Origin of the sequence: Defluviimonas aquaemixtae, from assembly GCF_900302475.1 — a bacterium.
GTDB classification, from domain to species: domain Bacteria; phylum Pseudomonadota; class Alphaproteobacteria; order Rhodobacterales; family Rhodobacteraceae; genus Albidovulum; species Albidovulum aquaemixtae.
Window position 1 is genome coordinate 984178 of the sequence record NZ_OMOQ01000001.1, and the last position, 24781, is coordinate 1008958.

A 24781-nucleotide genomic window follows, 5' to 3' on the forward strand; every position below is an offset into this window, starting at 1 on the left:
TGCAGCATCTTGAAGCTCGGTCGAAGGTCCGGATTGGGCCGTGCACGAGCGGCAGCGCAATTCTGCACTCACATATTGCACTCGCTTTCATCTGAGCGTTTTGGGCCCGAAGCTTTCGACTTCTGCGACCGGACTTGGATGCTGTGATCGACCTTCGGACCGATCCGACGGTGAGGCTGCAGCGGGAGTGCATCGCGCCTTCGTACTGGCTTTAGGACGCGCGCCAAGCCTGCACCGCCGGATGGCTCGCTACGCCGTGCGCCACAACCTGAATGCGCGCATAGGGATCAAGAACCGTGGTCGGGATATCGTCGAAATTGCCGCCCCGAAGGGCCTTTTCAATCATGTGAATCTTGATGTCGGCAACCGCGGGCTGCGTTGTGCCGACAAATGGACTGTCGCCAATCAGACCTTCGATGCCTTGGGCCCAGTGAGGGATGAAGCCATCCGCCAGCGCTTGCCGCGCCGTCTTCCGTTCCGCTGCTTGGGTCAGCCGCGAGGTGGCCGAGATGCGGTGTCGCAAGTCCTCGCAGGCTTCCAGCACGGCATCGTGCCGTGCCGCATCCCAGGGATCATCCGGATGAAGGCCGTGCAATCGCCCGATCAACCTCAGGATCGCGTTAGTTTGTGCAAAGATCCCGTGGCCAGGAACTTCCAAAACGGGCAAGGAACCGAACGGCAGTTCAGTCTTGATGCCGGCAAACTCGTCGCGACCGATACGGTCATCGTCAAATGGCACCCCGGCGATCAACAGCGCAAGCCTCACTTCCTCGCCACGGCTCCCGGCAAAATCGAAATAGCGGACGATGGGATTGGACATCGTGATGCTCTCCTGTGGGCCCTCGAGAAGTATGGTGCGCGTCATCCCTGCAACAACGCGGCTATGGATCTGGCAGCGCTGCCAGTCCGAGCAAGATCATAACCGATCTTTCATTCGACGTCGGTGACTAAATGGGCACGCATTTTGGTGGCAGCTGTACCCTTGCCCTGGCGCGACTCAAAGACACTGGTAACACTATCGGGCGCGGGTATCCCTATGCCGCTCAATGTCCGAATTCTCGAACGCTGGACAAATGGGTACTGCCCGCAAAGAGCCGACCCTCACTGCAGACGGCGCCAACGGCGGCTCTGGGCCGGTCATGCACTAACAATCAACATGGACCAGTCAGATCGGGCTGCTCAGAAGAGCGGGTTCATTTCCGACGTCTGCCGGCATTCGACCGAGATGTTGACGACGGCGTGTGTCACCTCGGCTAGGAGGGGCGCAAGCGTCGGCAGGCCGTCATCGTTCCGGAGCAGGGGCCGGTCGGGCGTCTGCGCTGCAGCAGTTGAGGCTGCCAGTGTCAAAAACGCGCAAAGCGTCGTCAGAAGCCGGCCAGATACCCAAATCGGGAAACGCATCTACTCCTCCGTGCATGGCTGGAAAGTAGGCGGCCGGACTCGACCGGCCGCCAGTTGCGTCAGGCAGCCTTGACGGGAATGCGCTTGACCTTCGCTTGCGCTTCGGGCGTCTTCGGCAGCGTGACCGTCAGAACGCCGTTCCTGAACTTGGCATCGGCCTTGTCGGTATCGACGCCCGGCGGTAGCGGGATGGTCCGGTAGAACGCACCGTAGGCGCGTTCGGACATGTACAAGCCCTTGCGCTTTTCCTCGTGTTCAACCTTCTTCTCGCCGCGAATGGTCATCGCGTCGCCCGAGAGCGAGATGTCGATGTCCTTGTCGGTCATGCCCGGAAGTTCGACCGTCACCTCGACATTCTTGTCGGTTTCCGACACGTCGGTGCTCGGCCCGAACATGCCCACGACATTGCTGCGACCGTTCCAGCCGCTCTCGACCTTCTGCCAGAAGGACTCGAACACATTGTTGATGTCGCGCTGAAGTACGGCGAGCGGATTGGGCTCGCGGCCTTCCGGCGCGCCCGGGGTCTTTTCCTTATCACGACCCCAGGGGATGAGATCGCTGATCTGCATCATGATTTCCTCCTTTCCGGTTCGCGAGAAGCCAGCCCGTCACGCCGCCTTCACCGAGATTTTCTTCGGCTTGGCCTCGGCCGCGCGCGGCAGTTCGAGCCGCAGGACGCCGTTCTTGAAGTCAGCCTTGATCCTTTTCTGGTCGACTTCGTCTGAAAGCGTGAAGACCCGCAGATAGTCTCCCTCGCGATATTCCTGCGAAAGCCGCCGATAGCCTTCCGGCGCGTGCGGCCTGACGCGGCCCTGGAGCGTCAGCACCTGGCGCTCGAGCGTCACTTCCACGTCATCGGGCGCCACGCCGGGCATGTCCGCCTTGATGACCGTGACATCGCCCTGAGCGAAAATGTCCACCGCAGGCGTAAACGCCATGGCGGTGCGGTCAGAATCCTCGCCGCTGCGCGCGATGTTCCGGCCGGCTTGAGTGGTAAGTTCCTGTGCCATCTTTTCCTCCTTTCCCATTCTCGATCAGGACGCCCTGATTGTGATGCGCTTCGGCTTGTCCTCTTCCGGCCGCTGCATCTCGACCGTCAGGACGCCACTCTGGAACCGCGCCTCAATCCGCTCCGGGTCGATGCGGAACGGCAGTTCGACCGAGCGTGTGAACGAACCGACCGGGCGTTCGCGACGGTGCCAGACCATGCCATCGTTAGCCTCATGATCCGGATAGGTACCCCTGATCGTAAGCGTGGTGTCCTTGACAGTTAGTTCGATATCGCCCTCGGCGAGGCCTGGCAGTTCCGCCGTCATCACGACGCTGTCCTGGCCAGCCCAGAAGTTTACCGGCGGATATGTCGCCGGTCGATCGGGCGCGCGGATGCCGTCAAAGAGACGGTTCATTGTGCTCTGCATCCGACGCATGTCGGCGAAGGGATCCGCCGGACTGAACGGTGCGAAAACTGTTTCAAGCATTGCAGTCCTCCTTTTCCAACTCGACTTTGACCGACTGACTGGGCCTGGCCGCACGACATGCGAAACCGCGCGCCGTCACAGCCGGGGCAGACAGTCGATATGTTCGGAGAAGCCGGAAAGGCAGGTCTCAGGCCGTGACACTGCTCGCACTCCCGGGGCGGCGCCTGCGCGAGCGCCACGAACCGGTCTGGCAGTCAAAGGGACGGGCGCGTTTTGCCACCCATCCTCTCTTCCACTACCCGGGGACCCGCCTTGGCGTCCCCGCAATTTCAGGTGGTGAGCGGTAATTTTCTTGTCAAGACCCCTATGGAAAGATGGACAACTGGCGGCAATGCAGGGAACGAGTCTGCGCGATCAGCCGGTCGACCGCAGGGAAAATGAGCTGCCAAGCTCAGTAGTTTGCAGCGTCGTCTCCGTTCAATGCCGACACCCGCCGCAGGTCGGCCAGCAGTTCCGCCCGGGCTTGTGGTCGGGCTTTGGGCGGAAGACGCAGGACATAGCTCGGATGCCAGGTCAACAGCACCCTCCCGCCATCGCGGGCGGTCTCGACTCGCCCGCGGCGCGCGCGCATCGGGCTGTCGTCGCTGGTCAACGAATAGGCCGCGGATGCGCCAAGCGCGACCGTCAGGCGCGGCGCGATGAGGCGGCGTTCGAGGTCTAGCCACCAGCGGCAATGCTCGATCTCGCCCCGGCTCGGGTTCTGATGCAGCCGCCTCTTGCCTCTGGGCTGGAATTTGAAATGCTTGACCGCGTTTGTCATCCACGCGCGGCCGACCTCCGCCTCTTTCATCACGGTGCGCAGCAATTGCCCAGCCGGGCCGACGAAGGGCCGGCCGGCAAGGTCTTCCACGTCGCCCGGTTGTTCGCCCACAATCATCAGCGCGGCCTTCGGATCGCCTTCGCCCCAGACCGTCTGCGTCGCCGCCTCGCACAGGCCGCAGCGGCGGCACTGCGCAGCGGCCCGCCGCGCATCGTCAAGCGTCGCCGGAGCCCCCTCCGGTTCGGGCGTCGTCAGCCGCTCCAGAATACGCTCCGCGCGCGCTGGCGCCTCCGTTGGCATCGCGGCGCGCATGGCCGCGACCCGCGCCTCGGCACCTGCGAGCATCTCGGGGATCAGGCGGGTCTCGGGCAGGTTCCTCCAGTATTTCACAGGCATTTCCGAGCGCATCGCCTTCAGATGCAACCGCGCGGGATTGAAGATATTCGCGAAATAAGTGCCCCAGAGTGCCTCCGATGCGTCCGTGGGCAGATCGGGGCGCGGCGCGGGTGCGTGAAAGGAAAGCGCGCCGCCTTCGAACCGCGCCACGCCTTGCGGCGTCGCGATCGTCCAGTCCATGTCCGCGAAACGGCGGGCAAAGAACTGTGTGGCGGCCTCCAGAATGCCGTGATCGGGTTCGAACCACGCGCCGAAACGACGGCGTGCGCCGTCGCCCGACAGTTCGCGGAACCGGACGAAGGCGTGCATCTTGTGAATGTCCCGGCGCACCGTTTTCGCCAGCATCTCCAGGCGCCGAGACAGCGGATCGGCGGGATTGGCCAGCGCGCCGCGATCGCCCTGATGGCGGTACAAAGCTTCGTACAACAGCGCAGGCGCAGCCGCGTTGGAGTGGCAAAGCACTGTATCGGCAAGTTTGGGAAAGGCCGATGGGGCGTTGACCGTCGTCAACCCTTCGGTGCGGGGCGGTGGGTCTGCTTCGAACAGATCGCCGCCCTCACCACGGTCCCACCAGATACGGTCCGGCGCGACAGCATGGCTGACCAGCTGACGCGCAGCATCGCGCCATACCGGGGCAAACCCAAGCATCGGAAGGGTGACGCGATACATCAGAACAGGCTGAGTTGTTGCGGCGCGGCGGCGAACCGGGCGCGCAGGTCATCGCTGTCGGTCAGTGCGCCGGGCGACCAGTCAGGGAGGCGCACGAAGGGCTTCGCCTTGTTCATCAACGCGCCAATCCGGATCAAATCGGCATAGCGCACCGGCCCGGACCGACGCGCAGCAAGGATACGGTCGACCGAACGCGTCCCGAAACCCGGCACCCGCAGCAGCATGGCGCGGCTGGCGCGATTCACATCGACCGGAAACTGTCCGCGATTGGCCAACGCCCAGGCCAGCTTCGGATCGACAGCCAGATCGAGGTTGCCTGTTGGCGCGACGCTGGCAATCTCGCCCACCTCGAAGCCGTAGAACCGCATGAGCCAGTCTGCCTGGTAGAGCCGATGTTCCCGCATCAGCGGCGGCTCGATCAGTGGCAGCGCGGCCGAGGCGTCCGGAATGGGCGAGAAGGCGGAGTAATAGACCCTCTTGAGATCATAGCTGCTGTAGAGGCGCGAGGCGGCCGAAAGTATGTCCCGGTCGCTGGCGGCGTCTGCGCCAACGATCATCTGCGTGGACTGACCCGCCGGTGCGAAGCGTGCGGGCCTCTTCCCGGTATAGCTGCGCTCGCGGCTGCCCTCGCGCTTCAGCCTAACGCCCGCCATGGCCGCCCGGATCGTCTCCGGCCTCTTCTGCGGGGCCAAACGGCGCGTGCTGGCATCTTGCGGCAGCTCGATGTTCACCGAAAGCCGGTCGGCGTGTAGGCCTGCCTCGTCGATCAGTTGCTGGCTGGCCTCGGGGATGGTCTTAAGGTGAATATAGCCCTTGAAGCCGTGATCCTGCCTGAGCATCCGCGCTATGCGAACCATGTCGACCATCGTGTCGTCGGGGCTGCGGATGATGCCGGAACTTAGGAACAGGCCTTCGATATAGTTCCTGCGATAGAATTCCAGAGTCAGGGAGACGACCTCCTCGGGGGTGAAGCGCGCGCGTTCGACCCTGCTGCTCACCCGGTTGATGCAATAGGCGCAATCGTAGATGCAGAAGTTCGTCATCAGGATCTTCAGCAGGCTGACGCAGCGCCCGTCCGGCGTATAGGCGTGGCAAATGCCGCTGCCGCCTGCGCTGCCAATTCCGCCCTTGCGCGAGTCGCGCCGCGTGGTGCCGGACGAGGCGCAGGACGCATCATACTTCGCCGCATCCGCCAGGATGGCCAGTTTTTCCTCAAGTGTGCGCTTCATGGAACAAAAGTAGAACACATGGACACGATGTTCAATGTTCGACCCTTCGTCCCGGCGCGCTCATGCCTTGCGCGGCATGGGTAGAACTGTGCAGAGTGGCGCAATTCCGCTGAGTGAAGGGAGCGTGTCATGGCATCGATCCCGCGCCGGATCGCGATCGTCGGTTTCGGGCCGCGTGGCCTCGGCGCGCTGGAGGCATTGGCGCGCCGATCCGATGCGGAGGGTGGGGCCTTGGCGGTGGAGCTCTTCGACCCGACCGATTGGCCGGCGGCTGGCCCCAATTTCAGCCCGGACGAAACGCCTGTCTGCCTGCTGAACCTGCCGTTGCGAAGCATAGGCCTCCCGCCACCTCCGATAGGCGGTGGTCCGGAGGATAGCTTTGCCGCGTGGCTGGGCGATGCCGGCCGCGATGATGAGGCGTTTCTGCCGCGGGCGCGGCTCGGCACTTATCTGCACGCGCGGTTCAATGCGCTGCTATCTCGGCTGCCCGGACATATCTCCGTCGTACTGCACCCCGCACGGGTGATGGCGGCTGAACGCGATCCGCAGGGTTGGCGGCTAAAGACTCAGGGTGGGAACCATGGGCCCTACGACCATGTCCTTCTGTCGCTCGGGCAGCCCGAAACTGCCGATGACGAACAGATGGCACGCTGGCGCGCCCATGCCGGGCGACATGCGCTGCCGCTCATATCGGCCTATCCGGGGTCGGCGCTCGTGAAGGCAGCCGAGGGCTGGGCTGGGCGAACTGTCGGCATTCGCGGAATGGCGCTTTCGGCGCTCGATGTGATCAGGATGCTGACGCTGGGTTCGGGCGGCCGGTTCGAGGACGGACGCTACGTCGCCTCAGGGCGCGAACCGGCGCGGATCGTGCCGTTTTCGCTCGATGGTCAGGCACCCGCGCCGAAACCGGCAAGCGCCGCGCTGGATACCCGGTTCGACCCTTTGCTGGCGGAGGACGCCGCCTTTGCGGACGCCCTGCGCGTCGCGCTAACCGGACCGGCGGATGCCGCGCTGGCCCCGCTCTACGACGTACTCGAGACCGCAGCACTTCGCATCCTTCGCGCGACAGGCGGGCCCTCGCAGCGGTCAGCGGTGAACGAATGGCTGAAGATGGAAGCCGAAGCTCCCGGCAGTCAGGAACTCCGCACGACACGGGACGCGCTGCGCGCCAACATCGCGCAGGCCGAGGGGGCCGAGCCGCCCTCAATCGGCTACGTGATCGGCCAGCTGTGGCGCAAATGGCAGCCGCCATTGCGTCGCATCTACGACGAAACGGCGGTTGCCGCCGGGACGGCCAGGGCCGTCGTGAGCTTTGACGACGGCCTGAAGCGCTATTCTTACGGTGCGCCGGTCGATACGGCGCGCCTGTTGCTCGCGCTGATCGAATCGGGGCTGGTCGACCCGCGCGCCGCGGAGGATCCCGACATCGCGCTCGCCCTCGAAGGCTGGAAGCTGCAATCGGGCGGCCGTGCCGTGACCGTCAGCGTGATGATCGACAGCGTTCTACCCCAACCTGCGCTGGAGCGTGTGACGGAACCACTGATTGTTGAGCTGCAACAGCAATCGAAACTGGAGGCTCTGGGTGACGATCTGGGCGCGCAATGTTTGCCCGACGCTTTGCTGCTTGGGGCAGATGATGCACCGGTGGCGGGCCTGGCGCTGGCCGGGCGGTTGGCGAACGGCAGCACCATCGCCAGCGACTCGATCCATGACTGTTTCGGCAGCATCTGCGACCGCTGGGCGAAAACCGTATTTGCTTCTCGATCTAACCACTGACCTTCAACCGGATAAATGCTGCGCCGTCGAAGATCGTCCGAAATGCGGAGACTGCGCCCATCAATTGACAGGCCGGAGCAAATCTCTATTCGGTCGCTCCTTCCGGGCGGCAAGGACCCATCGAAGCGCATCCCTCTACTTTTGAAGCTTCAGGCAGATTGGGGCCCAATCGAACCTCGGATGCGGCGCGGCAATTACCCAATCTCGGTTTGTCGGAGCGGCAAAGACGCTCCAAGATACGCATTTGCCGCTTTGCTCGTCGCTGCCGTGCGGCTTCTCCACAACGGCCAGGGAGTTGCGCTCGCGAGGGGTTCAAGCACATCCAGAATGACAGAAGCGGCTCTTGTTCTAAGGTGCTTGAAGGCCAGGTTGCAACGCCGTCGCCTGACTGTTTCGCGTCCGCAGCTAAAGTCCGCTTCCCGCCGACCCTTCGGAGTGAGCCGGCCACGGTCTGGCTGCCGGGCGAATGTCGGCTACGGCTGAGGGCATCAGCCGCTTTCGCACTTGCGGCGAATGACGGCTGTGAGACTGCGGATGCGATCGAAAGAGCTGGCCGAGAGCCGGTTGCGTTCTGGCTACCGACGCATCCACCTCCTATTGAGGCTGGAGGTCTGGATGGTGAGCGCCGAGCGCGAAAACGCGTCTATCGGCTATGGGTCGAGGAAGGCTTGCCAAAGCCGACCATCGCGGATCAGCGCGTTGGTGGGCCTATGACCTTGCTCATAGTGCGGGTGATGGAAAGCTTCCCCGGTACTCCGGCAGCACGGCGTGCTATTTTAAGATTCTTCCAGATTAGGGGGCGTGGCGATGGCACAAGTTCTAAAAGATTGCGATCTGATTATGAAAGGCGGGGTAACCTCGGGCGTCGTCTATCCGGAGGTAATTGCCACGATTGGTGCGACCCATCGGCTGCATGGCGTTGGAGGTACGTCGGCGGGAGCCATCGCGGCGGCATTTGCCGCGGCAGCCGAATACCGTCGGCAGGAGCGCGAGGAGTGGCAGGGGTTTGATCGGGTGAAGGCCAGTGCGGCTTTCCTCGGGGAAAATACCGCCACGCTGTTCCAGCCCTCGCCTGATCTTTCTCGCTTGTTTTCGTTCCTGGTCGCATTGAACGCCAGCCTTCCGAAGAACCGCTACCTCAGGAGTGTTTGGGCAGTTGGCAAGGCTTACTGGCCCTTCTCACTGGGCGGCGCAGCTTTGGCGATCATCGCGGTGTTGCTCATGGGCTGGGCTGGCTGGCACGCTTCTCCACTCGTGCTGATTGTTGTGCTGATCACCGCGTTCTTGGCTGCTGCTGGAGCGGCGGCGCGCGACGTGACGGTGCGCCTCCCGAAGGCTGATTGGGGCATCTGCCCGGGCGTTCGGCAATCCGGCCATGAGCAGCCCTCCTTCGGGGAATGGATCGCCGACGAAATCCACGAGATCGCCGGGCGTCTTGCTCACGACCCGCCCTTGACAGTGCAAGACATCGAGAGGCACGGGATCCGCATCGGGGCGATGACGACAGACATCACCTCACGCCGGCCCTATGAACTGCCTCTGTTCACTGACGAGCACTATTTCAGCCCCTCGGAGTTCCGCCGGATCATGCCCGAAGGGATCGTCGACTTCATGGTGGCGAGCAGCAACGAGTATTCGGGCGGCGCGGGCCGCGCGCCCACCGACTTGCGCAAGCTGCCAGAGCGCGGGCAGTTCCCGGTGTTCCTGATCGCGCGGATGAGCCTGAGCTTTCCTGGTCTCATCGCCTCGGTGCCGCTCTATCGGCTGGAGCCGGGGGCAGAAGGAAGCGGGGGGCGCATGGTGCGCTGCCTGTTCACCGATGGCGGCCTGTCCTCCAATTTCCCAATCCACTTCTTCGACAGCATCCTGCCAAGCCGCCCGACATTCGGCATTGCGCTGGGCGAAGCCGCGGAAGACGCGGGGGACGAAGCTTCCGCGCGCATCCGTATCGCCAAAGATGACCGGAGCGATCTGGCGCTGCCCTCCGAGCCTCTCGATGGGCTGGCCAAGTTCGGCTGGGCGCTCTTGGGGACTGCAAAGGACTGGCAGGACACGCTGCAGGCCCGCTTGCCCGGCTACCGGGAACGCAATGTGCACATCCTGCTGAAACCCAACGAAGGCGGGCTGAACTTGAACATGGATCCCGAGGTGATCAAAAGGATCGCAAGCTATGGCGGTTTTGCGGCCGGGGCGCTCCTGAACTCTTTCGACTTCGACGAGCATCGCAAGCTCAGAGCCTCGGTGGCGATGCCGAAGGTCGCGGACATGCTGAAGCAGGTGAAGGAGAAGCTGGAAGGCGCACCGGCGGGAGCCGCGCCCTACCGCGATCTCCTGGCCAGCCCAACGCCTGCGGCGCTGCCAGACATCGGCCCCGCCTGGCAGAAGGATGTGCTCCTGCCCTTCATGGAAGGGCTCGCGGACTTGTCCGGCCGGCCGGACGGACTGGACGGAAAGCCGTTCGAGGGGATCCTCGCGGGGATGAGGCTGCGCGCCAATTCGGGCCGCCGCCCGCCGGCACTGACTTCCGGGGCGCAAAGAGCGGAGGGGGTGCGGGCACCTTAGTCGCACCTGCTCTACACCGCTTGGGCAGATCGAAAGAGGCACGCCTTTTGTTCTCTATCCTTCTCGGCTCGAGATAACGCCGACCTTTCGTAGTTTCGCCACCAATCCCCTCAGCTGGGCATATTCGTTCGAGCGAAGCCCATATTTGTAGTTGGGATGGTTCAGCCCCGGCTTCGCACCGCCGCGTGCGCCGTGCATTCTGCATACTGTCCAACCTCGTACGGCTGACGCGCGACAACGGCTCTTCGTCGACTTGCTGGTCGCAGTGCAGCGAGCAGCAGAATGCGCGCTGTGCATGGGGTTATCGCTGTTTTCCACGCTTCCCCCCTGAGACGTTGCCAACGACTGCTTGCCCGCCCGCATTGACCGTAACATGCTCGACGCGGACGGTTTGAGAGCCTCCCGTTCGGTAGCGGCGAAGCTGGTCAACCCGCGCCATGAAGGTGCGCGCCTGCCGGTTCATGATACGCTCGTAGGCCTTCCGCGCCTCAATGCCGCTTTGGTCCACCCCAACATCTGGTAGCGGATGAGGCGCTCTGATTCTGTGTGAAATTCAGTGAACTCGTAATGTCGTTTTCAGACAGTACTTTGAAGACAGCCTGACGCTGACTAATCCCTAGATATGTGGGCATTAAGTTCGCTCTGCCGGCACCACTTTCTCCACGATAGGCGCTGAAGCTGAATGGGGAAGGCCCGCTCGCATGAGAATCGGCGCGGTCTGCCAAGTTGTGGAATCAGGCAGGACTGTGGCGGATTGCCCAATGCTCCTGTCTCAATCAGGTGCGCGGCACGGCTTTTGTTTCGTGATATCGATTGAGGCATGACAAAAGAGACAAGTTCCACCCAAGGTGGAATCGCGGTAGACATGAACTCGTTGAATAATCGATGGATTTGAGATGAGTGACGTAACGAGTTCAGCTGTATTCCCGGATCTGGTTTCGCCTTCTGAGTTTGAGAAGGCGGGACCGGACCAGGGGGCGCAGCATCCCGGAAACCTATTTATCACGGCGCTAGAGATCCTGAGCGCCGGGGCGATGTTCGTCGCCGTCTTCCTGCTGAACGTCTAGGGCCGGACGGCCCGAATTGAGGCGACCGACATTCCCGGTAGTTCTTCGAAGATAGCGCGCCAGCCGTGACGCGGCATCACGCGAAGTTTTTCACAGCGATCCCGCCCGCCTCGAGCGCCGACCGCACCTGTCCGGCGAGCGCGACCGCCGTCGGCGTGTCACTGTGCACACAGATCGAGTCGATAGGCGTTTTGAGCCGCTTGCCCGATGCCGTCTCGATCGCGCCGTCCGAGACCATGCGGACGATGCGGGCCGAGGCTTCGTCGGGGTCGTGGATCACCGCGCCGGGAAGCGACCGGCTGACGAGCTGGCCCTCGTCGGTATAGGCGCGGTCGGCGAAGATTTCGTGCCGCGCCTGAAGCCTTGCCTCCTCAGCCGCCCGCACCTGTTCGCTCCGCGCGATGCACAGGAGGATCAGCGAAGGATCGACCGCGGACACCGCGCGCGCGACGGCGCGCGCCACATCGGCATCCGCCGCGCTGAGATTGCCGAGCGCGCCATGCGCCTTCACATAAGTGATCTTGTGGCCGGCATAGGTTGCAAGCGCTTGCGCAGCGCCGATCTGGTAGGCGACGAAGCGCTCGATCTCGCCGGTCGAGTGCGGAATGACGCGTCGCCCGAAGCCCCATAGGTCGGCGTAGCCGGGATGCGCGCCGATGGCCACGCCACGCTCTTTCGCGGTGCGGAATGTTCGGGCCATTATGTCGGGATCGCCCGCGTGAAATCCGCACGCGACATTGGCGGAAGTCACGATCTTCAGGATCGCGTCGTCGTCGCCCATGCGGTAGCTGCCGAAGCCCTCGCCCATGTCGGAGTTCAGATCGACGGTTCGGACGGCTTCGGTCATGGCGGATCTCCTGCAGCTGCGGCTTGGTCCGCCTCAAGCTACACGGAACGCCGCGAAACGGAAGCCGGTCAGCCCTTGTGCCGCATCGTCCCGCGCGCCGGATCGTAACCCCAGAGCGCGGCGGCCCCGAAGACGGCGAGCGCGACCAGCACCCAGCCGAGGGCGGGCAGGTTCCACTGGCCGTAGAGCGCGAAGCGGATCAGCTCGACCGCATGGGTGAAGGGGTTGGCGGCGCAGACGTCGCGGAGGAAGGGCGAGGCTTCGGCCATCTTCCACAGGGGGTAGAGCGCCGACGAGAGGAAGAACATCGGGAAGATGACGAAGTTCATCACGCCCGCGAAGTTCTCCAACTGACGCACGAAGGACGACAGCATCAGCCCGAGCGCCCCGAGCATGAGCGCCGCGACGAACATCGCCGGCAGCGCGGCGAGGTATCCGATCCACTCCATGCGGATGCCGTAAAGCGCGGCGATGGCGAGGAAGGCGTAGGCCTGCAAGACCGAGATGCAGCTGCCCGCGATCAGCTTCGAGGTCAGGAGCCACCAGCGCGGGCGGGGCGAGGTCAGGAGAAGCCGCATCGACCCCATCTCGCGGTCGTAGACGAGGCTCAAGGAGGACTGCATGCCGTTGAAGAGAAGGATCATGCCGCAGAGCCCCGGCACGATGTAGACCTCGTAGAGCACATAGGTCTGATAGGGCGGGATGATCGACAGGCCGAGCGCCGCGCGGAATCCCGCCGCGAAGATGAAGAGCCAGACGAGCGGCCGGACGAGCGCCGCGACGAGCCGCCCGCGCTGGCCGAGAAACCGCAGCCCCTCGCGCCAGAGGATCGCGACGAGGGCGACGAAAGCCGCTCTCACGCCGTCTCTCCCGTCAGTTCGAGAAAACGCCGGGTGACGTCCGTTCCTGCCGGGCCGTCCGAAAGGACGCGGCCCTTGTGCAGGATGACGAGCTGGTCGTCGGGCCGCACTTCGTCGGTCAGATGCGTGGCCCAGAGGACCGTCAGCCCGTCCTCCGCCGCGAGGCTGTGCACGTGATCGGTGATCGCCGCGCGTGTCGCGGCGTCGAGCCCAACCGTCGGTTCGTCCAGGAGGAGGATGTCGGGCCGGTGGATTAGCGCGCGCGCGATCTCCATCCGCCGCCGGTGACCGCCGTTCAGCGCGCGCGCCTTTTCGCCAGCGCGCTCGGCCATGCCGAGCCGGTCGAGCGCGGCCTCCGCCCTTTCCGCCGCCTCGCGCCCGGACAGCCCGTGCAGCGCCGCGAAGTAAAGGAGGTTGCGCTGCACCGTCAGGTCAAGGTCGAGCGTGGGCTGTTGGAAGACGACGCCGATCCGCGCGAGCGCGGCGCGCGGCGCGCGCGCAAGGTCATGCCCGGCGACGGTGATCTTACCTTCCCTGGTCGTGAACAGGCGCGTCAGCAGCGCAAAAAGCGTGGACTTGCCTGCGCCGTTCGGTCCGAGCAGCGCGCAGAACCGGCCCGCAGGCACCGAGAACGTCACGCCGTCCAGGGCCCGCTTGGTCCCGTAGGAATAGCCAAGGTTGCTGATGGTCAGTCCGCTCACCCGGTGATGATCCCCTGCCTTCGCCTCGCGCTCGATAGTCCGGCGTCGTCAGATCGTAGCGTCTGTGTCCGTTCGCGACAAAGCCCATTTCCATGGCCGCCGCTACCGGTCACTCAGCCCTGCCGGGCAGCGAAATGCGCGTCTGCCCTCCGGGGCGCCCAGCAGCCCCGAGCGATTGTCGTTCAACTGTCTGATTCCTTGGAAAGTTGCCAGTGACAACCGCGACTAAGGTCAGATAGCCTGTGGCGACGGTTCGCCGTAAGCTGATGCGGAGTCGGGGGGGCAAGCATGCAGTTGAATGACTACCGCAACATCGCTGCCGATCTCGGCACGGTCTGGTCGGCCATCCTCGATCCCGAGGTCCTGAAAGCCTGCATTCCGGGGTGCGAGAGCATGGCCGGCTCGCCTGAAGAAGGCTACGAGGCTGTGGTCGTGCAGAAAGTCGGCCCGGTGAAGGCGCGCTTCACAGGCCTGGTCACGCTTTCAGACATGGTGCCTGGCGAGGCGGTGACGATCGAGGGCGAGGGCAAGGGCGGTCCGGCGGGATTCGCGAAGGGCGGTGCCAAGGTGACGCTCGCGCCCGAAGGCGGAGGCACACGGCTTTCCTACGAAGTCGAGGCGCGGGTTGGCGGCAAGCTCGCCCAACTTGGCAGCCGCATCATCGACGGATTTGCAAAGAAGATGGCCGACCAGTTCTTCGAGCGCTTCAAGGAGGCTGTCGAGGGGCCGGTCGACGCGAAGAAGGACGGGCCGCCGGAGGTTGGGGCGTCCGAGGATGGCGGAGCGAAAAAGGGATGGTTCCAACGCGCACTGCGCCGCTGAGCGGAAGGCAAACAAATAATACCAATAGGGAGGAGCGAATGACACAAGTCACGATGACCGTGAACGGCAAGTCCGTCTCGGGTGAGGTGGAGGGGCGCACGCTTCTGTCCGCCTTTCTGCGCGAGGGGCTTGTGCTGACGGGCACGCATGTGGGCTGCGACACGGCGCAATGCGGCGCCTGCGTTGTCCATGTCGATGGCCGCGCGGTGAAAAGCTGCAACGTGTTTGCCGCCGATCTCGAAGGTGCCAAGGTCACGACGATCGAGGGGATGGCGAACGCCGATGGCTCGCTCTCGGCTATTCAGAAGGCCTTTCAGGACCATCACGGCCTGCAATGCGGATTCTGCACACCGGGCATGGTGATGTCGGCCGCCGCGCTTCTGGCCGAGAACCCCAAACCGAGCGAGGCCGAGATACGCCACTATCTCGAAGGCAATATCTGCCGTTGCACGGGCTACCACAACATCGTCAAGGCGGTCCTGGCCGCGTCCGGGCAGGACGCAGGCAGGATGGCGGCCGAGTAAGGGAGGGGAACATGCCGAAAGATCAAGGCATCGGCGCCAGCTCGAAGCGGCGCGAGGACGTGCGCTTCCTGACCGGGAAGGGTCGCTACACCGACGACATCAACCTGCGCGGCCAGGCCCATGCGGTCTTCGTCCGCTCGCAGGTCGCGCATGGCAAGATCAACAAGATAGGCACATCGGCGGCCGAGGGGATGCCCGGCGTCATCAAGATCTTCACATCGGCGGACTTCGCCGAGAAGGGTGGGGTGCCCTGCGGCTGGTGCGTCACCGACAAGAAGGGAAACCCGATGCTCGAGCCGAAGCACCCGATCCTCGCCGAGGGCAAGGTGCGTTATGTGGGCGACGCAGTGGCCTGCGTCATTGCAGAGACGCTCGATGAGGCGCGGGATGCGGCCGAGGCGGTCGATGTCGATATCGAGGAACTGCCGGCCGTCGTGGACATGAAGGCCGCCGTCGCCGGCGGCCCGCTCGTCCATGACGAGCTTGGATCGAACCTTTGTTATGACTGGGGCTTCATCGAGGACAACAAGGCCGCCGTCGACGAGGCATTCCAGAAGGCCGATCACGTCACCACGCTGGAGCTTGTAAACAACCGCCTGGTGCCGAACGCGATGGAGCCACGCTGCGCGGTGGGCGATTACAACAGCGCGACGGACGACTACACGCTCTACACGACCAGCCAGAACCCGCACGTGATCCGGCTTCTGATGGGGGCCTTCGTGCTCTCGATCCCCGAACACAAGCTGCGCGTCGTGGCGCCGGATGTCGGAGGCGGGTTTGGTTCGAAGATCTTCCACTATATCGAGGAGGCCTTCGTCACACATGCCGCCAAGGTCGTGGGCCGGCCGGTGAAGTGGACCGCGCAGCGGACGGAGAGCTTCCTGACAGACGCGCATGGCCGCGACCACGTGACGAAGATCGAACTCGCGCTCGACAAGGCGGGACATTTCCAGGCGATCCGGACCGAGACCTACGCCAACATGGGGGCCTATCTTTCCACCTTCGCGCCCTCGGTGCCGACCTATCTGCACGGCACGCTGATGGCCGGGAACTACAAGACCCCGCATATCTACGTGAATGTGAAAGCGGTCTTCACCAATACGGTTCCCGTCGACGCCTACCGGGGCGCGGGTCGGCCCGAGGCGACCTTCCAGCTCGAGCGCGTTATCGACAAGGCGGCGCGCGAGATGGGGATCGACCCGGTGGAGATCCGGCGGAAGAACTTCGTCGGTGTGGACGAGTTTCCCTACCAAACGCCGGTCGCGGTGGCCTACGACACCGGCAACTACCAGGCGACGATGGACAAGCTCGAGAAGATCGCCGATCTCGCAGGGTTCGAGAAACGCCGCGAGGCGAGCGCCAAGAAGGGCCTGCTGCGCGGACTCGGCGTCAACTGCTATATCGAGGCCTGCGGCATCGCGCCCAGTAACCTCGTCGGCCAGCTCGGCGCGCGGGCGGGGCTGTACGAAAGCGCGACTGTGCGGGTGAACGCCACCGGCGGCGTCGTCGTCATGACCGGCAGCCACAGCCACGGTCAGGGGCACGAGACGGCCTTTCCGCAGGTGATCTCCGAGATGATCGGCATACCCGAGAGCCAGGTCGAGATCGTCCACGGCGACACCGCGAACGCCCCGATGGGTATGGGCACCTACGGGTCGCGCTCACTGGCCGTCGGCGGCTCGGCGATGGTGAAGGCCGCGAACAAGATCATCGCGAAGGCGAAGAAGATCGCGGCGCATCTGATGGAAGCGTCGGAAGCCGACATCGAGTTGAAGGACGGGCAATTCACCGTCGCCGGCACCGACAAGTCGGTCGCCTGGGGTGATGTCTGCCTCGCCGCCTACGTGCCGCACAACTATCCGCTCGAGGAGCTTGAGCCGGGGCTGGAGGAGACGGCGTTCTACGATCCGTCGAACTTCACTTATCCCGCGGGCGCCTATGCCTGCGAGGTCGAGGTCGATCCGGAAACCGGCAAGGTGACGATCTCATCCTTCGCCGCCGCCGACGACTTCGGCAACATCGTCAACCCGATGATCGTCGAGGGCCAGGTTCATGGCGGTCTTGCTCAGGGGATCGGGCAGGCGCTTCTGGAAAACGCTGTCTATGACGAAAACGGCCAGCTTCTGTCGGGCAGCTACATGGACTACGCCATGCCGCGGGCCGACGATGTGCCGCCTTTCGTCGTCGACCATAGCTGCCAGACGCCGTGCACGCACAATCCCTTGGGCGTGAAGGGCTGCGGCGAGGCGGGGGCCATCGGCTCGCCGCCGGCGGTGGTGAACGCGGTGATCGACGCGCTGAACCGCGGCGGCCACAAGGTGGATCACATCGACATGCCGGTCTCGCCCTCGCGGGTCTGGCAGGCGATCAACGGCTGAAGGGAGGACAGGCCATGCACAATTTCGATTTCGTGAAACCGTCCTCGGTGGCCGATGCGGTCTCGGCGCTGAAGGCCGAGGACGCCCAGGCGCTTGGCGGCGGGCAAACGCTGATACCAACGATGAAGCAGCGGCTGGCTGCGCCTGCGGTGCTCGTGAGTCTTACCGGCATCACCGAAATGAAGGGCGTGAAGCGCGCGGGCGACGCGGTGGAGATCGGCGGCGCGACGACCCATGCGGAAGTGGCGAAGGAGGCTGCGTCTCATTACCCCGCACTTGCTGCACTCGCCACGGGCATCGGCGACCCGGCGGTCCGCAACCGCGGCACGATCGGCGGTTCGCTCGCCAACAACGACCCGGCGGCGGACTATCCGGCAGCGGCCCTGGCCTCGGGCGCGACTGTGGTGACGAACGCGCGCGAGATCGCGGCGGACGACTTCTTCCAGGGCCTGTTCTCGACGGCGTTGGAGGAAGGTGAGATCATCACAGCCGTGCGTTTCCCCATGCCCGAGAAGGCGGCCTATGCCAAGTTCGTGCAGCCCGCCTCGCGCTTCGCCCTGACCGGCGCGTTCGTCGCGAAATTCGCGTCGGGCGTCCAGGTGGCGATCACCGGCGCGGGCGAGGACGGGGTCTTCCGCTGGTCGGAGGCCGAACAGGCGCTGTCGCAGAATTTCTCGGCGGATGCGGTCGCTGGCCTCGCCGTTCCGGAGGACGGCATGATCGGCGACATCCACGGCACGCCGGCCTATCGCGCGAACCTCGTCAGGGTCATGACGCAGCGCGCGGTCCGGACCGCCTGACCGCGAATTGGACTAACGAGAGTAGCCTCCAGACGACCCAGCGCGTTGCAGCAAATAGTGCAGTTCGAGACGAGGTCGACACCAGCCCGAGAGCGGTTTGCGGGGAATATCTCCCGAAGATTTCTTCGGGAACGCTGGTGTGAAATGCACCACGCTTGCCCGTCGGCGACGGTTGCTGTGCGCAACGAATCGGGCGTTCGCTGCAGCGGCTCGTATGCTGCTCCAGCATCGAGATCATCCAAGCGATTGGGGGGAAAGAAGGCTTTCGCTGCGTTGTGCGCCAAAGACTTCAGCTTGGGCGGGCTAAAACTTATTGTTGCGCGTTTCGGGCAGATCTCATGGCGATCTTCCGCCGCGACGCGCGCGTTATCCGCGCCGGCTCATCAAGCATCCTCGCGGCACGCCTCCTTCAACACTGCGTATATTCTGGCGACCTCTTCCTGCACGTGGTCGGCGAGGCCGCGTGCCTCTTCTTCCTTAAGTCCCGTTGTCGGAATCGGCGTCCCGAAACGCACTCGGATTCGACCGGATCGCGCGCGGATGGAGCCTAGTGGCAACGCGTGATGCCCACCGTGAAACACCACTGGGATCAAGGGCGCCTGCGCCCTTATCGCGATCAGGCTCGCACCGACCTTGAACCTTCCAATCCCGTCCCGCCCGTAAAGACGACCCTCCCCACCCCATGCGAGCCGCTCTCCTCGCCTCACGGCTGCGACCATACGTTTCAGCAACCGCTCAGTGGCCAGTCGATTTCCCCTTGGAACCATCTCGATCGCCGCCTTTCGTGCTGCTGATCGTCCAAACGGAAGATACGCATAGATGTCAGCTGCCGCTGCGCGGTCGACATGAGGCCACATTGACACGCCAAAAGCGGCGACATCGATGAACGACGTTTCGTTATAGCAAAGGATGCAACCCCTGCCGGATTCGGGGAGAGGGCCGTCCAAGGTTACGCTGACCCGGCAGGTATCGAGGAATCGGGCGAAATGAGCTGCAATCAATGCTCGTGCGTGCTGCTTATCCTTCGCCCTCAGTGCCACGTTTGCGTTGACGATGGGGGCGCCGATCAACCAACGCAATGACGCACGTCCACCGCGCCAAGTCTCTGCCATCGGTCGCATCTGCCAATTCATCTGATGGATATCTTCGTCCGACGGAACCCTTGGCAATGATATCTTTTGGTCGACAGTCAGTCCATCAGACGACGCGACCGAAATGCTGCGTGCGCCGCCCTGCTGGGTATTTCCGAACGTCCGGTCTGGCGAGGCCGCACTGCTGCGATTGCAGGATTCTGCGTTTGCAAACGGAGTGGTCGGGCTCGACGCGGAAGTCGGCCAGAACAATCCGAGCCGCCGCCAGGCTGCACCATTTACCGCAAATGGCTGGCCAGCCGCCCGGGGGCTTGTTTCTTGGCGGGTTTGACCGCACCCAAACCTCAACTAACATTGAGGTGTTCGACAGGAGGGCGGTCATGGAGCGTGAATTGTCGATCGGGGCGCTTGCGCGGCGTACGGGGCTAAGCGTTTCCGCGATCCGTTTCTACGAAGAGAGGCGATTGGTCAGGCCCAGCCGCAATTCGGGCGGCCAGCGACGCTTCGCGCGGTCGGACATCAGGCGCCTGTCATTCGTGATGATCGCCCAGCGGCTCGGCTACACGATCACCGAGATCGCGGCGCGGCTGAGCGAACTGCCCGAAAGCCGGACGCCTGATGCCGAGGACTGGCGGCGGTTGGCCGAAGGATTCCGCGCCGAGCTCGATCAACGGATCGCGCTTCTTGAAAGCTTCCGCGACCGGCTCGACGGGTGCATCGGATGCGGCTGCCTGTCACTGAAGACCTGCGCGTTCCACAATCCCGATGACCAGGCCGCAGCGAACGGGGCCGGGCCGCGCTATCTGTTGGGGGACAACCCCGTTCAGCCGTGATGCAGGAAATCGCCGTAGCGGCCATGCCAGAAGAGAAGCGGCTCGCCCTCGCCGAGGCTCGCGCGCAGGACGCGGCCCACGAGGATCGCGTGGTCGCCGCCGTCATGGTCGGCGTGAGCCGCACAGTCGAACCGCGCGAGGCAGCCCGGAAGAGCCGGCAACCCCTCGGGTGTCGTCGTATTGAATAGGCCGCTGAAATCTTCGCCTGAGCCTGCAAAGCGGCGGCAAAGCGCGAGCTGGTCGGCAGCGAGCACGTGGATCGCGAAATAGCGGGCGCGGACAAAGGCGTCGAACCGCGCCGAGGTTCGGGCCGGACACCAAAGCACGAGGGGAGGGTCGAGCGACACTGAGGTGAAGCTGTTTGCCGTCATTCCGACCGGACCGCGTTCACCCAATGCAGTCACGACCGTCACGCCGGTCGCGTAGCGCCCGAGGGCCGTACGAAAATCGCGCGGGTCGGACGTATAGGGTGTGATTTCGGGCATTCTAATGTCCTGTCGGTCGCGTCGGGCGCGCAAGCGCCTCCGATGCCGGACAGGAAAATCACATTCGGCCGCCATTGGCCAGCCGGACGGGGCCGCCGCGGGCCCCTTGGAACGCGCTTCAGCCTTCCTCTTCGCCGGTATCGACAAGCCAGCCGCCGGGACCGGCGACGCTGTCGGGCAGGCCGAGGATCATCAGTTCTCTCAGAAGAAGGCAGGCCAGCAGGCTCGCAGCAATCTCATCGAACGAAATCTGAGTCAGAAAATGCATTGGTTGCTCCGTAACTGGTCTGGTTGGCACCATTGCGTTCAATCCGGGCGCGAATGGGGCACAGTCCGGGCAATTCGCGGATCATTCCGCGGCGCATTGTGTTTGCGGCACAACTCCGCCGTGAAGATCTGGCGGGCGTAGGAGCTCGGCCTTGTGGATTGCGGGTGCGGGCATTATGTCGCGCCCACTAGCTTGAGTATCCTGGGCCCGGTCCCGCCAGTAGGAAAGCGTGCACAGCATGACCACCGCCCTCCACTATTTCCGCTGGGCCTTCCTCTTCACGGCTCTTGGACTGGTGGTGGCGTTCTGGCTCGGGTGGGGGTACTCCAACAGCCTCGGCGGGGCGCTCAGTTTCTTCCTGATCGGCGTGGTGCTCGCGGTTCTCGAGATTTCGCTGTCATTCGACAACGCCATCGTGAACGCGAACAAACTCAAGGAGATGGATCCGGTCTGGCAGCACCGGTTCCTGACCTGGGGCATCATCATCGCGGTCTTCGGGATGCGGATCGTCTTTCCGCTGCTCATCGTGGTGGCGGCCGCGCGGATCGGCCCACTCGAGGCCATAAGTCTCGCCGCGCTGCGCCCGAACGAATACGCGCGGATTATCGCGGATGCGCATGTATCTATCGCGGCCTTCGGCGGAACCTTCCTGATGATGGTCGCGCTCACCTACTTCATCGACGAGGGCAAGGAGGTCGACTGGATCCGGTCGCTCGAATGTCAGCTCAGGCGCTGCGCCTCGGTTCGCGGGCTCGAGATTGCATTCGTCCTCGCCGTCATTCTGATCTTTGCAGCAGTCATACCGGGCCATGAAAGCGGGCGCTTCCTGTTCGCCGCGATCGGAGGCCTGCTGACCTTCCTTGGTGTCGAAGTGCTGGGCCACATCCTCGATTCGCGACAGCAAGCGGTGGGCGCGGTCGCCCGTGGCGGGCTTGGTGCTTTCCTCTATCTCGAAGTGCTCGACGCCTCGTTCAGTTTCGACGGCGTGATCGGTGCCTTCGCGCTGACGCACAACCTCTTCCTCATCGCGATCGGCCTCGGCATCGGGGCGATGTACGTGCGTTCGATGACGATCATGCTCGTGGAACGCAAGACGCTGGCCGAGTTCCGCTATCTCGAGCACGGGGCATTCTATTCGATCCTCGTCCTTTCGGGGATCATGTTCGCCCAGACGCTCTGGCATATCCCCGAACTTGTCACTGGGGTGCTGGGCGCGACCTTCATCGGCCTCGCGCTGGTCTCCTCGATCCTGCACAACCGTCGTCACCGCTCCGCCTGAGGAGTCGACTTGGCGGCATCTTGCCCCGGCTCGTCGGTCGCCCGCGTGTCCGCGGCTCAGCCCGCCAGAAGCCGCGCGGCGCGCTGCACGGCGAAGGCGTAGCCCTGCACACCGGCCCCCGCGATCACCGCATCGGCACGGGAAGAGACATAGGAATGGTGGCGGAACGCCTCCCGCCGGTGGATGTTGGAGATATGGACCTCGATCACCGGCCCCTCGAAGGCGCCGAGCGCGTCTAGGATCGCGATCGAGGTGTGGCTGAACGCGCCGGGATTGATGACAATCGCGGCCGCCTCGACCCGCGCGGCCTGGATCCAGTCGATGAGCTCGTATTCCCGGTTCGACTGCCGGCACGTGACGGCGAACCCATCCGCTTTCGCGGTCTCAGCGCAGAGCGCCTCGACATCGGCGAGAGTCTCGGACCCGTAGATCGCGGGTTCGCGCTGGCCGAGAAGGTTGAGATTCGGTCCGTTCAGAACGAGGATCGTCTGCATTGTGGGGCTCATGAGGTCGCAAAGGTCGCGCGATCATGGGCGAAAGGCAGGCGGCCCGCAACGCCCCTGGCGCGGCCCGCCCTCGAAGCGGAATGGCTGTTGCCGCGCCGCCGCGCCGGCCGATTGTCAAAATAGCCAAGTCAATCCTTCAGAGAATCCCGTACGCGAATTGGGTTGGCACCGTCGGCGCGGCGGAGTTTCATGGTCGGGACTTGGACCGGCCAGGAAACTCAAGCGATGACGAAGCGCACCTACTACGCCCCCGAGGGCGGTCTGCCGCCGCAGACGCAGCTTCTGACCGACCGGGCGATGTTCACCGACGCCTATGCGGTGATCCCCAAGGGCACGATGAGCGATATCGTCACAAGCTTCCTGCCGTTCTGGGAGGGCGCGCGGTTCTGGATCCTGTCACGGCCGCTCTCGGGTTTCGCCGAGACGTTTTCGCAGTATGTCGCCGAGGTTCAGCCCGGCGGCGGCAGCGACCGGCCCGAGACCGAGAAGGGCGTCGAGGCGGTGCTGTTCGTCGTTGACGGACGCGTCTCGATCACGATCGGTGGCGCGACGCACGAGATGGAGGCAGGTGGCTACGCCTACATCCCGCCGGGCGCGGAATGGCGGCTTCGCAACCGCTCGGACGGTGTGGCGCGGTTCCACTGGATTCGAAAGGCCTACCGGTCGGTGGAGGGGCTGGACGCGCCCGATGCGGTCGTCACGAACGAGAACGACGTCGCGCCTACGCCGATGCCTGACACCGACGGGGCGTGGGCAACGACGCGTTTCGTCGATCCGGCCGATCTGCGCCACGACATGCACGTCACCATCGTGACGTTCCAGCCCGGCGGGGTCATTCCCTTTGCCGAAACCCATGTGATGGAGCACGGCCTTTACGTCCTTGAAGGCAAGGCAGTCTACCGTCTCAATCAGGACTGGGTCGAGGTCGAGGCGGGTGACTACATGTGGCTCCGCGCCTTCTGCCCGCAGGCGTGCTACGCGGGCGGGCCCGGTCCATTCCGCTACCTGCTCTATAAGGACGTGAACCGGCACATGCCGTTCCCCGCGCTGCGCGCGCCGAAAGGGTGATCACGCCGGCGCTGCCGCTCCGATGCTTTGCGACACGCTAGCGGCTGCGTCCCGGACGAGGTGACCGATGCGTTCAATCTGGTCGGATGACATGCGGTGCGTCGGGCCGGAGACTGAGATGCCTGCGATCGCGGTTCCCCAGGCGTTTATGATCGGAGCGGCCACGCAGCGCATGCCCGTGGCCTTTTCCTCGTCGTCGAAGGCGTAGCCGCGGTCGCGGGTCCGGCGCATCTCTTCGATCAGCGCGTCGGAGTTGACGATCGTATTGTCGGTGAACCGTTCGAGCGCGCGGCGCTTGAGGAACGCGGTGATCTGGTCGGCGTCGTAGCGGCTGAGAAGCGCCTTGCCGATACCCGAGGCATGCATTGGCGAGATCGTTCCGGGCGGGAAGAAGGCGCGGATCGATTCCTGCGTCTCGACCTGAGCCACGAACAGCACGTCGCCGTTTCTCTCGATGCCGAGATTGGAGGTCTCTCCGGTCGTTTCCATCAGGCCGCGCATCGCGGGCTGGCTGCGTTCCAGGACGCTGCTCCGCCTAAGGAAGGCCGAGCCGAGCCGGAAGGCCGTTGCGCCTACATGCCAGGCTTGCGTCTCGGCTTCGGCCTCGACTACGCCGCGTGCCTCGAGCGTGGAAAGCACGCGGTAGACAGTGGCCGGGGACTGGTCGAGAGCGCGGGCGATTTCGCTCAGCGTCATGCCCTTGGCGGCGGCAAGCGTTTCCAGCACGTCGAACGCGCGGTCGAGCGATTGGATCGTGGATTGCGAGGCATCTCCCGAAAAGTTTCGGGGGCGTCCCTTGCGCGGCGTATCGCGTGCCATTCTTCACCTCGGGAGGCAGGTAAGGCCTGTATTACTCACTAAGTATGAAAATGCATATCTGCCAGTGAAAAATTCAATATACTGAGATTAAACATAAAAATGTAGGCTCTCGCTAAATGAAAAACGTTTTCAAAAAAATTTACGACTCATCTGGGAAGGCGT

25 protein-coding genes are annotated in these 24781 nt (G+C 64.0%); 10 read left to right on the top strand and 15 right to left on the bottom strand.

All coding sequences use genetic code 11. From position 1 onward, the window contains the following. Positions 1–211: 211 nt before the first annotated feature. The 7 genes from DEA8626_RS04875 to DEA8626_RS04905 form a co-directional block, all read right to left on the bottom strand. Positions 212–820 (bottom strand): glutathione S-transferase family protein, encoded by a 609-nt coding sequence (locus DEA8626_RS04875; RefSeq protein WP_108851914.1) that lies wholly within the window; start codon positions 818–820, stop codon positions 212–214. A 359-nt stretch (positions 821–1179) separates the two neighbouring features. Beyond that, the gene (locus tag DEA8626_RS04880) at positions 1180–1401 is read right to left on the bottom strand and encodes a hypothetical protein (RefSeq protein WP_108851915.1); all 222 of its coding nucleotides are present in this window, start codon (positions 1399–1401) and stop codon (positions 1180–1182) included. Positions 1402–1460: 59 nt separating this feature from the next. Continuing rightward, on the bottom strand, positions 1461–1973 hold the full coding sequence (locus DEA8626_RS04885; protein ID WP_245890771.1) for an Hsp20/alpha crystallin family protein: 513 nt from the start codon (positions 1971–1973) through the stop codon (positions 1461–1463). Positions 1974–2009: 36 nt separating this feature from the next. After that, a complete protein-coding gene (locus tag DEA8626_RS04890) occupies positions 2010–2411 on the bottom strand; it encodes an Hsp20/alpha crystallin family protein (RefSeq protein ID WP_181366358.1) in 402 nt (133 codons plus the stop codon). A gap of 24 nt (positions 2412–2435) precedes the next feature. After that, positions 2436–2879, bottom strand: a complete 444-nt coding sequence (locus DEA8626_RS04895) for an Hsp20/alpha crystallin family protein (RefSeq protein WP_108851917.1) — start codon at positions 2877–2879, stop codon at positions 2436–2438. A gap of 391 nt (positions 2880–3270) precedes the next feature. Continuing rightward, positions 3271–4704 carry a UdgX family uracil-DNA binding protein gene (locus tag DEA8626_RS04900; RefSeq protein WP_108851918.1) on the bottom strand — a complete coding sequence of 478 codons (1434 nt, stop codon included), beginning with the start codon at positions 4702–4704 and terminating at the stop codon, positions 3271–3273. After that, entirely contained in the window at positions 4704–5933 is a 1230-nt protein-coding gene (locus DEA8626_RS04905) for a putative DNA modification/repair radical SAM protein (RefSeq protein ID WP_108851919.1), read from the bottom strand. The genes DEA8626_RS04900 and DEA8626_RS04905 overlap by 1 nt, the downstream gene beginning before the upstream one ends. A 129-nt stretch (positions 5934–6062) precedes the next feature. Here DEA8626_RS04905 and DEA8626_RS04910 point away from each other — a divergent pair, with 129 nt between their 5' ends. The 3 genes from DEA8626_RS04910 to DEA8626_RS20985 all read left to right on the top strand — a co-directional run bounded on the left by DEA8626_RS04910 (position 6063) and on the right by DEA8626_RS20985 (position 11338). Then, complete coding sequence (locus DEA8626_RS04910; RefSeq protein WP_108851920.1) at positions 6063–7709, top strand: FAD/NAD(P)-binding protein; 1647 nt, start codon at positions 6063–6065, stop codon at positions 7707–7709. Between the two features lie 807 nt (positions 7710–8516). Further along, positions 8517–10271 carry a patatin-like phospholipase family protein gene (locus DEA8626_RS04920; protein ID WP_108851922.1) on the top strand — a complete coding sequence of 585 codons (1755 nt, stop codon included), beginning with the start codon at positions 8517–8519 and terminating at the stop codon, positions 10269–10271. Between the two features lie 896 nt (positions 10272–11167). Beyond that, positions 11168–11338 (top strand): hypothetical protein, encoded by a 171-nt coding sequence (locus DEA8626_RS20985; protein WP_181366359.1) that lies wholly within the window; start codon positions 11168–11170, stop codon positions 11336–11338. A gap of 76 nt (positions 11339–11414) precedes the next feature. Here DEA8626_RS20985 and DEA8626_RS04925 read toward each other — a convergent pair whose 3' ends face one another. From DEA8626_RS04925 to DEA8626_RS04935, 3 genes are all read right to left on the bottom strand, one after another. Beyond that, positions 11415–12185 (bottom strand): LamB/YcsF family protein, encoded by a 771-nt coding sequence (locus DEA8626_RS04925; protein WP_108851923.1) that lies wholly within the window; start codon positions 12183–12185, stop codon positions 11415–11417. Positions 12186–12253: 68 nt separating this feature from the next. Further along, positions 12254–13045, bottom strand: a complete 792-nt coding sequence (locus DEA8626_RS04930) for an ABC transporter permease (RefSeq protein ID WP_108851924.1) — start codon at positions 13043–13045, stop codon at positions 12254–12256. After that, on the bottom strand, positions 13042–13746 hold the full coding sequence (locus DEA8626_RS04935; protein WP_108851925.1) for an ABC transporter ATP-binding protein: 705 nt from the start codon (positions 13744–13746) through the stop codon (positions 13042–13044). The genes DEA8626_RS04930 and DEA8626_RS04935 overlap by 4 nt, the downstream gene beginning before the upstream one ends. 288 nt (positions 13747–14034) lie before the next feature. On the opposite strand from DEA8626_RS04935, the gene DEA8626_RS04940 reads away from it, so the two are divergent. Genes DEA8626_RS04940 through DEA8626_RS04955 form a run of 4 tightly spaced genes read left to right on the top strand, consistent with a single transcriptional unit; the run spans position 14035 to position 18270 of the window. After that, positions 14035–14568 carry an SRPBCC family protein gene (locus DEA8626_RS04940; RefSeq protein ID WP_108851926.1) on the top strand — a complete coding sequence of 178 codons (534 nt, stop codon included), beginning with the start codon at positions 14035–14037 and terminating at the stop codon, positions 14566–14568. Between the two features lie 38 nt (positions 14569–14606). After that, the gene (locus DEA8626_RS04945; RefSeq protein ID WP_108851927.1) at positions 14607–15092 is read left to right on the top strand and encodes a (2Fe-2S)-binding protein; all 486 of its coding nucleotides are present in this window, start codon (positions 14607–14609) and stop codon (positions 15090–15092) included. Positions 15093–15103: 11 nt separating this feature from the next. Further along, positions 15104–17470, top strand: coding sequence for a xanthine dehydrogenase family protein molybdopterin-binding subunit (locus DEA8626_RS04950; RefSeq protein ID WP_108851928.1), 2367 nt, complete (start codon positions 15104–15106; stop codon positions 17468–17470). Positions 17471–17484: 14 nt separating this feature from the next. Next, positions 17485–18270: an FAD binding domain-containing protein gene (locus DEA8626_RS04955; protein ID WP_108851929.1), complete on the top strand. Its 786-nt coding sequence runs from the start codon at positions 17485–17487 to the stop codon at positions 18268–18270. Between the two features lie 383 nt (positions 18271–18653). Here DEA8626_RS04955 and DEA8626_RS04960 read toward each other — a convergent pair whose 3' ends face one another. After that, positions 18654–19613 (bottom strand): lysophospholipid acyltransferase family protein, encoded by a 960-nt coding sequence (locus DEA8626_RS04960; protein WP_219929163.1) that lies wholly within the window; start codon positions 19611–19613, stop codon positions 18654–18656. Positions 19614–19741: 128 nt separating this feature from the next. Between DEA8626_RS04960 and soxR the strand changes: the two genes are divergently transcribed. Continuing rightward, the gene (gene soxR / locus DEA8626_RS04965) at positions 19742–20194 is read left to right on the top strand and encodes a redox-sensitive transcriptional activator SoxR (protein ID WP_108851931.1); all 453 of its coding nucleotides are present in this window, start codon (positions 19742–19744) and stop codon (positions 20192–20194) included. Here the strand turns inward: soxR and ferA are convergent. After that, positions 20185–20679, bottom strand: coding sequence for a flavin reductase FerA (gene ferA, locus DEA8626_RS04970; RefSeq protein ID WP_108851932.1), 495 nt, complete (start codon positions 20677–20679; stop codon positions 20185–20187). The two genes, soxR and ferA, sit on opposite strands and share 10 nt — an antisense overlap. 118 nt (positions 20680–20797) lie before the next feature. Beyond that, positions 20798–20947, bottom strand: a complete 150-nt coding sequence (locus tag DEA8626_RS20990; RefSeq protein ID WP_181366360.1) for a hypothetical protein — start codon at positions 20945–20947, stop codon at positions 20798–20800. A gap of 238 nt (positions 20948–21185) precedes the next feature. On the opposite strand from DEA8626_RS20990, the gene DEA8626_RS04975 reads away from it, so the two are divergent. Beyond that, entirely contained in the window at positions 21186–22226 is a 1041-nt protein-coding gene (locus tag DEA8626_RS04975) for a DUF475 domain-containing protein (RefSeq protein WP_108851933.1), read from the top strand. 56 nt (positions 22227–22282) lie between these two features. On the opposite strand, the gene aroQ is transcribed toward DEA8626_RS04975, so the two are convergent. Then, a complete protein-coding gene (aroQ, locus tag DEA8626_RS04980; protein WP_219929164.1) occupies positions 22283–22720 on the bottom strand; it encodes a type II 3-dehydroquinate dehydratase in 438 nt (145 codons plus the stop codon). A gap of 237 nt (positions 22721–22957) precedes the next feature. On the opposite strand from aroQ, the gene DEA8626_RS04985 reads away from it, so the two are divergent. Beyond that, positions 22958–23800, top strand: coding sequence for a bifunctional allantoicase/(S)-ureidoglycine aminohydrolase (locus DEA8626_RS04985; RefSeq protein ID WP_108851935.1), 843 nt, complete (start codon positions 22958–22960; stop codon positions 23798–23800). Here DEA8626_RS04985 and bhcR read toward each other — a convergent pair whose 3' ends face one another. Next, positions 23801–24619, bottom strand: a complete 819-nt coding sequence (bhcR, locus tag DEA8626_RS04990; RefSeq protein WP_108851936.1) for an HTH-type transcriptional regulator BhcR — start codon at positions 24617–24619, stop codon at positions 23801–23803. Positions 24620–24781: the final 162 nt, after the last annotated feature.